Origin of the sequence: Streptomyces sp. NPDC006385 (genome assembly GCF_040612485.1) — a bacterium.
Taxonomy (GTDB): domain Bacteria; phylum Actinomycetota; class Actinomycetes; order Streptomycetales; family Streptomycetaceae; genus Streptomyces.
The window spans coordinates 264283-270817 of the sequence record NZ_JBEXQG010000002.1 but is presented as its reverse complement, the minus strand read 5'-3'; the positions used below and the strand labels follow the sequence as shown (position 1 = coordinate 270817).

Sequence of the window (6535 nt, the reverse complement as noted above, 5' to 3'; positions counted from 1 at the left end):
GGAGAACATCGTCTTCCTGTCCCACCTCGGCGACCTCACCCAGAACGGCACCCGGCCCGAAGTCGCCGCGATCAGCGAGGCGTTCCGGGTCCTGGACCGGCGGGGCGTGGGCTACAGCATCCTCGCCGGGAACCACGACGTGAAGTCGTCGACGAACGACCAGCGTGGTGCGACGCCGTATCTGGACGCCTTCGGGCCCGAGAGGTTCCGGGGCAGGAAGACGTTCGGGGGTGCGTCTGAGGACGGCTACAACACCTTCCATCTCTTCAGGGCCGCCGGACGCGAGTGGATGGTGCTCGCGCTGGACTGGCGGCTGTCGGCGACGGGATACGCCTGGGCCGAGGACGTCCTCGCCCGGCACCCGAAGACGCCGGTCATCCTCACCACCCACGAGCTGGTCGTCGAGGACGACTCCCTGTCGGCGTACGGGCAGCAGCTGTGGGACCGGCTGATCGAGGACCACGACCAGATCTTCCTCACCCTCAACGGGCACTACTGGCCCGCCGCTCGGGCGACCCGCAAGAACGCGGCGGGGAACGACGTACACCTGCATCTGACGAACTACCAGAACCGTTACTTCGGCGGGGCGGCGATGATCCGCCTCTACCGGTTCGACCTCGACCGGAACGTCATCGACGTGGAGACGGTCTCCCCGTGGATCCTGGGCCGGGCCGGCAAGGGGCTGAACGAGCTGGAGCGGCAGGAGATCGAACTCAGCGGTGACGCCGACCGGTTCAGCGTCGAGATCGACTTCGCGGACCGCTTCTCCGGTTTCGATCCGGTGCCCGCCCGCCCGGCGCGGCCCGCCTCGCGCATGCTGATCCCGGGCACGGTGGCCTACTGGCGCTTCGAGGAGCCGGTGGATGACACCGTCCGGGACCTGTCCGGACGCGGCAACGACCTCACGCTCGTCACGGTGGGCGGCGGCAGACTTCGCTGGTCGGACGACCATCACCCCGACCAGCCCGGCCACGGCAGCCTGGAGTTCCAGGGCTTGAAGTCTCCGCTGAAGGGCGCGTACCTGCGCACGGTCGACGGTGCTCCGCTCAACTCGGCGACCTTCGCGAACGGTTACACCATCGAGGCGTTCTACCGCCTCCCCGCCGACTGGGACCCCTCCCACAACGCCTGGTCGGGCCTGGTCAGCCGCACCGGCACGGGCGGCGCCGCCGGCAAGACCGCCGACGACCCGGACGAACCGCTCGCCACCCTCTCCCTGTCGAACGACCGGGAGCCGCAGTGGGCGATGCGCCCGCTCAACCAGCAGGGCATCGCCACCAACTGGGGCCAGGAGACACCGCTGGAGACCTGGTGGCACCTGGCGGTGGTCAACGACGGCAAGCACACGACGATGTACGTCGAGGGCTGCCCCGTCGTCCGCAACCCCAAGGCGCCGGCGGTCGGCATCACCTCCGTCGGCCTGCCCTGGCTGCTCGGCGGCTACGAGTACGGCGGCAGGATCGACCAGATCCTCCACGGCCGCCTCGGCGACGTCCGGATCGTCGCGCGGGCGCTGCCCGTCACGTCCTTCATGAACCGCTGACGCCCTTCCAGGACCACCATGACCGAGCAGCGACTGCCCTCCTGGGCGGACCCGTCCGTCTCCCGCGCCGCCCTCACCGCCTCCCGTCCCAACCCCAGGGAATCCTGCCGGAGTTGGCGCACGTCGACGTCATCCGGGGCGCGGTGCGCGGCCCGGTGGCCGACCGGGACACCTGGAAGGCGCCGGACACCAAGGTCGTGCGCGCGTTGGACGTCAGCGGCCGCACGGGGACGTACACCCTGCGCATCCCGCTCACTGCCGGGGACGAGTCCTTCTACGTCCGACTGCGCGGCAGCGACGGCAACCGCCACGGCGCGGGCTGCCTCGGCGCGTCGGTCGACCCGCACGGGTCCATCCCGCACGAGCCCGGAAACGGTGACCCGTGGGCGGATACGTGGTTCTATTCGAACCCCATATTCGTCGACGTGGCAGGAGCCTGATGAGACGTCATCTCCTCACCCTGGGTTGTTTGTTGAGTGCCTTCGCGCTCGGCGCGGGCACCGCGTCCGCCGCCGGTGACCCGCACTGGGCGGAGACCGGCAGGGCGTACACGGACACGCTGGGCGGCGGGCAGGGCCTGGCGAGCCGCGCGGACGGCTCATTGCTGTACCGCGGGCTCGCCTCGATCCCGCTGGACCTGCGGATCAAGGGCTGGAACCACGTCGGCGACCCCGACATCGCCCGCGGCCACACCTTCGACGCCTACCAGGGCCCGGACACGGCCACCTCCAAGATGTTCGCGGTGACGACACCCGCCGGGAAGCGCTACGAGTACGTCCATCGGCTCAACCCGGGCGAGAAGCTGAACAACTCCTTCGCCACCGTCTCGCCCGACGGGCAGTGGCTGGTGTCGGGCGAGTGGGGGGAGCAGCGCAGGCTCCAGGTCTTCCCCGCTCCCCTGCTCAACCCGGCCACGCCGCCGACGGGCGGGGACCTGAAGGAGGCGTGGCAGATCACCCTGGACAAGCCGGTGCGCGACATCCAGGGCTGCGACTTCGTGACGGACACCCGCCTGGTGTGCGCCTCGAACGACGCCTCGGGGAGCCTCTTCCCGGAGATCCGCCCGCTGCTCCAGGTCGACCTGGAGCGCAGGCTGGACGGCGGGCCGATCCCCGGCTCGGTGAAAAGCCTGCTCGCGCTGCCGCAGCGCAGCGTGTGCACGGGCACCTTCGAGACGGAGGGCGTCGACTACGACGCGAGCAGCGGCCTGCTGCGCGCGCAGATGATCCCGCCCGGGGTGTGCGCGGTGACGACGGCCGTCTACTCGTACCAGCAGGTCACGGGCTGATCGACGGGAGGTACGGTGGGCCGCGTGACCGGTGAGGAGTCGCTGCGGCCCCAGTCCCTCATGCTGACGTTCCTGGGCGACCAGGTGCTCGGGCGGGACGTGTGCGTGTACTCGGGCAGCGTCGTCGACGTCTTCGCGCGCGCGGGCGTCGGCGAGCAGGCGACCCGCTCGACGCTGAGCCGCATGGTGAACCGGGGTCTGCTGCGCCGCCAGCGCGAGGGCCGCCGGATGTACTTCGGTCTGACCGGGCGTTCGGCGGCCGTGCTGCGCGACGGCGAGCACCGCGTCTGGCGGACCGGCGCCGTCAACCGCCACTGGGACGGCACCTGGACCCTGCTCGGCTTCTCCCTGCCCGAGTCCTGGCAGCGCCAGCGCCACGACCTGCGCTCCAAGCTGACCTGGAACGGCTTCGGCCCGCTGTTCAGCGGGCTGTGGATCGCGCCCGGCGAGGTCGACGTGTCGTCGCTGGTCGCCGAACTGGGTTTGTCCGCCCATGTGAAGGTGTTCCGCGCGCACGCCGACGCCGGGACGGACATCGGGGCGATGATCGGGGAGACCTGGGGGCTGCCCGAACTGGCCGCGCGTTACGAGGGGTTCACGCGGCGCTGGCAGCCGTGGGAGACGGAACTGCCGGACGCCGACGACGCCCTCGCGCTGCGGCTGAGGCTGCAGGCGGAGTGGCTGCGTGTCATCCGCCAGGACCCGCGGCTGCCGGTCGCGCATCTTCCGGACGACTGGCCGGCCGAGGCGGCCGAGAAGACGTTCCGGGCGGTGCACGAGCGGTTCACGCCGCTCGCGCGGGAGGCCGCGGAGCGTCTGCTCGACGTCGTGCCCGTCCGGGACGGTCAGGCGTAGAAGCGGGACAGGCTCCGCAGCACCGCCGCGGGCTTGGCGCCGCCCTCGATCTCGATGGTGCCGTCGACGGTGATCTGCACGCCGCCGGGCACCTCCTCGACCTCCGCGAGCCTGCCGACCAGCCGTATGCGCGAGCCGACCTTGACCGGCGCGGGGAAACGCACCTTGTCCAAGCCGTAGTTGACCTTCGTGGTGACGCCCTGGACGTCCAGCAGCTCGGTGAACAGGGGGATGAAGAGGGAGAGGGTGAGGTAGCCGTGGGCGATGGGGGCGCCGAAGGGGCCCTCGGCCGCCTTCTCCGGGTCCACGTGGATCCACTGGTGGTCGCCGGTGGCGTCGGCGAAGGTGTCGACGCGCTCCTGGGTGATCTCGATCCACTCGCTGGTGCCGAGGTCGCTGCCCGCCAGCTTCTTCAGTTCGTCGAGGCCGTTCACGGTGATGCTCATGCGGTTCCTTAACTGTTGCCGTACCGGGTACGGACACGGGACTTGAGGAGTTTTCCGGAGGCGGTGCGCGGGAGTTCGGCCGCGAGGACCACCGACTTCGGGATCTTGTACTTGGCGAGGCGGCCGGCGAGGGACGCGAGGATCTCGTCGGGGTCGGGCGCGGTGCCCTCGCGAGGGACGACGACCGCCCTCGCCACCTCGCCCCACTTGTCGTCCGGCACGCCGATGACCGCGCATTCGACGATGTCGGGGTGGGCGAGGAGCAGGTCCTCGATCTCGGCGGGGTAGATGTTCTCGCCCCCGGAGATGATCATGTCCTTGATGCGGTCGACGATGTAGACGTAGCCGTCCTCGTCGACGCGGGCCGCGTCCCCGCTGCGGAACCAGCCGTCCGCGAGGGAGGCGGCCGTCTCCTCGGGCAGCCCCCAGTAGCCGGGCATGACATGCGGGCCGCGCACCACGACCTCGCCGGTCTCGCCGACGTCGACCGGCGCCATGTCCGGCCCTACGACCCGTACGTCACTGAAGAAGTGCGGTACGCCCGCCGAGCCGGCCTTGCTCACCGCGTGCTCGGCGTCCAGGAACAGGGTGCCGGGCGCGGCCTCCGTCATGCCGTAGCCCTGGAGGAAGGTCAGACCGCGGTCCTGGTACGCGGCGATGAGCGGTGTCGGCACCGGGGAGCCGCCGCAGGTCAGGATGCGCAGGGAGGACAGGTCCGCCTCGGACCAGCGGGGGTGCCTGGCCACCTGGTCGAACATGGTCGGCACGCCGAACATGAAGGTGATCCGGTGACGTTCGATCAGGTCGAAGGTGGCCTCGGGGTCGAAGGCCTCGACCAGGACGCAGGTGCCGCCCTTGAGGAGCACCGGGAGGGTCAGCATGTTCAGGCCGGCCGTGTGGAACAACGGGGCCGAGACCAGGGCGCGTTCGTCGGCGATCAGGTCGGTGTCGACGAGGACGTTGAGCGCGTTCCAGGTGATGTTGCCGTGGGTGAGCATCGCGCCCTTGGGACGGCCGGTCGTCCCCGAGGTGTACATGATGACACAGGTGTCGTCCGGGGCGACCGGTTCGTCCACGGGCTCGTCGGCGGCCGAGGCGAGCGCCTCCTCGTACTCGGCGCCCACTTCGACGTAGGCACGGACGTCCGTGCTGCCCGGCAGTCCGGCGACGAGCCCGGCGTGCGAGGGGCCGTAGACGAGGGCCTTGGCTCCGGAGTCGGTGAGCTGGTAGGCGATCTCGGGGCCGGCCAGGCGGGTGTTGAGGGGGACGAAGACCGCGCCGAGGGTGCCGGCCGCGAACAGGGTCTCCAGGTAGGAGGGATGGTTCGGGCCGAGGTGGGCGATGCGGTCGCCGCGGCGGACGCCCCGGTCGCGCAGGGCGTGGGCGAGCCGGGTCGTGCGGTCGTGCAGGTGCGCGTACGTGTAGGCGGTGTCGCCGTGGATCAGGGCGGTGCGGTGCGGGGTCTTGCGTGCCCGGCGTGCGGGCCACGACCCCAGTCCCTCGTTGCGCATGTCACGCCCCTTACGGTTGCGTCAGCCCGAGCAGGCGGGCGGCGTTCTCCTTGAGGATCTTCGGCCGGACCTCGTCCTTGACCGGCAGCTTCTCGAAGTCGGCGAGCCAGCGGTCGGGGGTGAGGACGGGGAAGTCGGAGCCGAAGAGGACCTTGTCCTTCAGCAGCGTGTTGGCGTACTGCACGAGCTGCGGCGGAAAGTACTTCGGCGACCAGCCGGACAGGTCGATGTGCACGCCCGGCTTGTGCGTGGCGACGGCGAGGGCCTCGTCCTGCCAGGGGAAGGACGGGTGCGCCAGGATGATCTTCAGGTGCGGGAAGTCGGCCGCGACGTCGTCGACGTGGAGGGGGTTGGAGTACTTCAGCCTGATCCCTCCCCCGCCGGGCACGCCGGCGCCGATGCCCGTCTGGCCCGTGTGGAAGAGGGCGATCGCGCCGGTCTCCTCGATGACCTCGTAGAGGTCGTACGCCACCGAGCGGTCGTTGGGGAAGAAGCCCTGGATGCTGGGGTGGAACTTGAAGCCCTTCACCCCGTACTCCTCGACCAGGCGCCTGGCCTGCCGCACGCCCGCCCTTCCCCGGAAGGGGTCGATGGAGGCGAAGGGGATGAGGACATCGGCGTTGGCGGCGGCGGCCTCGGCGACCTCCTCGTTCGGGACCGGCGGCGTGCCGGTGGCCGACTCGGCGTCGACCGTGAAGATCACGGCGGCCATGTTCCGCTCGCGGTAGTAGGCGGCGGTCTCCTCGATGGTCGGCTTCCGCTTGCCCTCGACCTTGAAGTAGGCGGAGGAGGCGTCGTGCAGGTCGTCGTCCAGGGAGGAGTGGCCCTGGGAGGAGACCTCCGCGTGGGTGTGGACGTCGATCGCGACCAGTGACTGCGGGTCCATCACGGG

At 70.5% G+C, this 6535-nt stretch carries 6 protein-coding genes and 1 pseudogene; 4 read left to right on the top strand and 3 right to left on the bottom strand.

Annotated features, from left to right (window positions below):
* The 4 genes and pseudogenes from ABZ078_RS02650 to ABZ078_RS02635 all read left to right on the top strand — a co-directional run.
* On the top strand, positions 1-1543 hold a 1543-nt coding region (locus ABZ078_RS02650; RefSeq protein ID WP_356570884.1), incomplete at its 5' end, for a LamG-like jellyroll fold domain-containing protein.
* A gap of 41 nt (positions 1544-1584) precedes the next feature.
* Positions 1585-1983 (top strand): annotated as a pseudogene (locus ABZ078_RS02645) (histidinol-phosphatase); the annotation flags it as partial.
* Complete coding sequence (locus ABZ078_RS02640) at positions 1983-2831, top strand: hypothetical protein (protein ID WP_356570882.1); 849 nt, start codon at positions 1983-1985, stop codon at positions 2829-2831. The pseudogene ABZ078_RS02645 and the gene ABZ078_RS02640, both read left to right, overlap by 1 nt.
* A 24-nt stretch (positions 2832-2855) precedes the next feature.
* Positions 2856-3686, top strand: coding sequence for a PaaX family transcriptional regulator C-terminal domain-containing protein (locus tag ABZ078_RS02635; protein WP_356570880.1), 831 nt, complete (start codon positions 2856-2858; stop codon positions 3684-3686).
* On the opposite strand, the gene ABZ078_RS02630 is transcribed toward ABZ078_RS02635, so the two are convergent.
* From ABZ078_RS02630 to ABZ078_RS02620, 3 genes are read right to left on the bottom strand one after another with little or no spacing between them, the layout of a single operon-like run.
* Entirely contained in the window at positions 3677-4132 is a 456-nt protein-coding gene (locus ABZ078_RS02630; RefSeq protein WP_356570878.1) for a MaoC family dehydratase, read from the bottom strand. The genes ABZ078_RS02635 and ABZ078_RS02630 overlap by 10 nt on opposite strands.
* Positions 4133-4140: 8 nt before the next feature.
* Positions 4141-5643, bottom strand: coding sequence for a long-chain fatty acid--CoA ligase (locus ABZ078_RS02625; RefSeq protein WP_356570876.1), 1503 nt, complete (start codon positions 5641-5643; stop codon positions 4141-4143).
* Positions 5644-5653: 10 nt separating this feature from the next.
* Positions 5654-6529 (bottom strand): amidohydrolase family protein, encoded by an 876-nt coding sequence (locus ABZ078_RS02620; protein ID WP_356570904.1) that lies wholly within the window; start codon positions 6527-6529, stop codon positions 5654-5656.
* Positions 6530-6535: the final 6 nt, after the last annotated feature.

Bases quoted from the DNA above. Each gene is read 5' to 3' on its own strand.
- ABZ078_RS02620 (WP_356570904.1), bottom strand. From the start codon at position 6,529: ATGGACCCGCAGTCACTGGTCGCGATCGACGTCCACACCCACGCGGAG.
- ABZ078_RS02640 (WP_356570882.1), top strand. From the start codon at position 1,983: ATGAGACGTCATCTCCTCACCCTGGGTTGTTTGTTGAGTGCCTTCGCG.
- ABZ078_RS02625 (WP_356570876.1), bottom strand. From the start codon at position 5,643: ATGCGCAACGAGGGACTGGGGTCGTGGCCCGCACGCCGGGCACGCAAG.
- ABZ078_RS02630 (WP_356570878.1), bottom strand. From the start codon at position 4,132: ATGAGCATCACCGTGAACGGCCTCGACGAACTGAAGAAGCTGGCGGGC.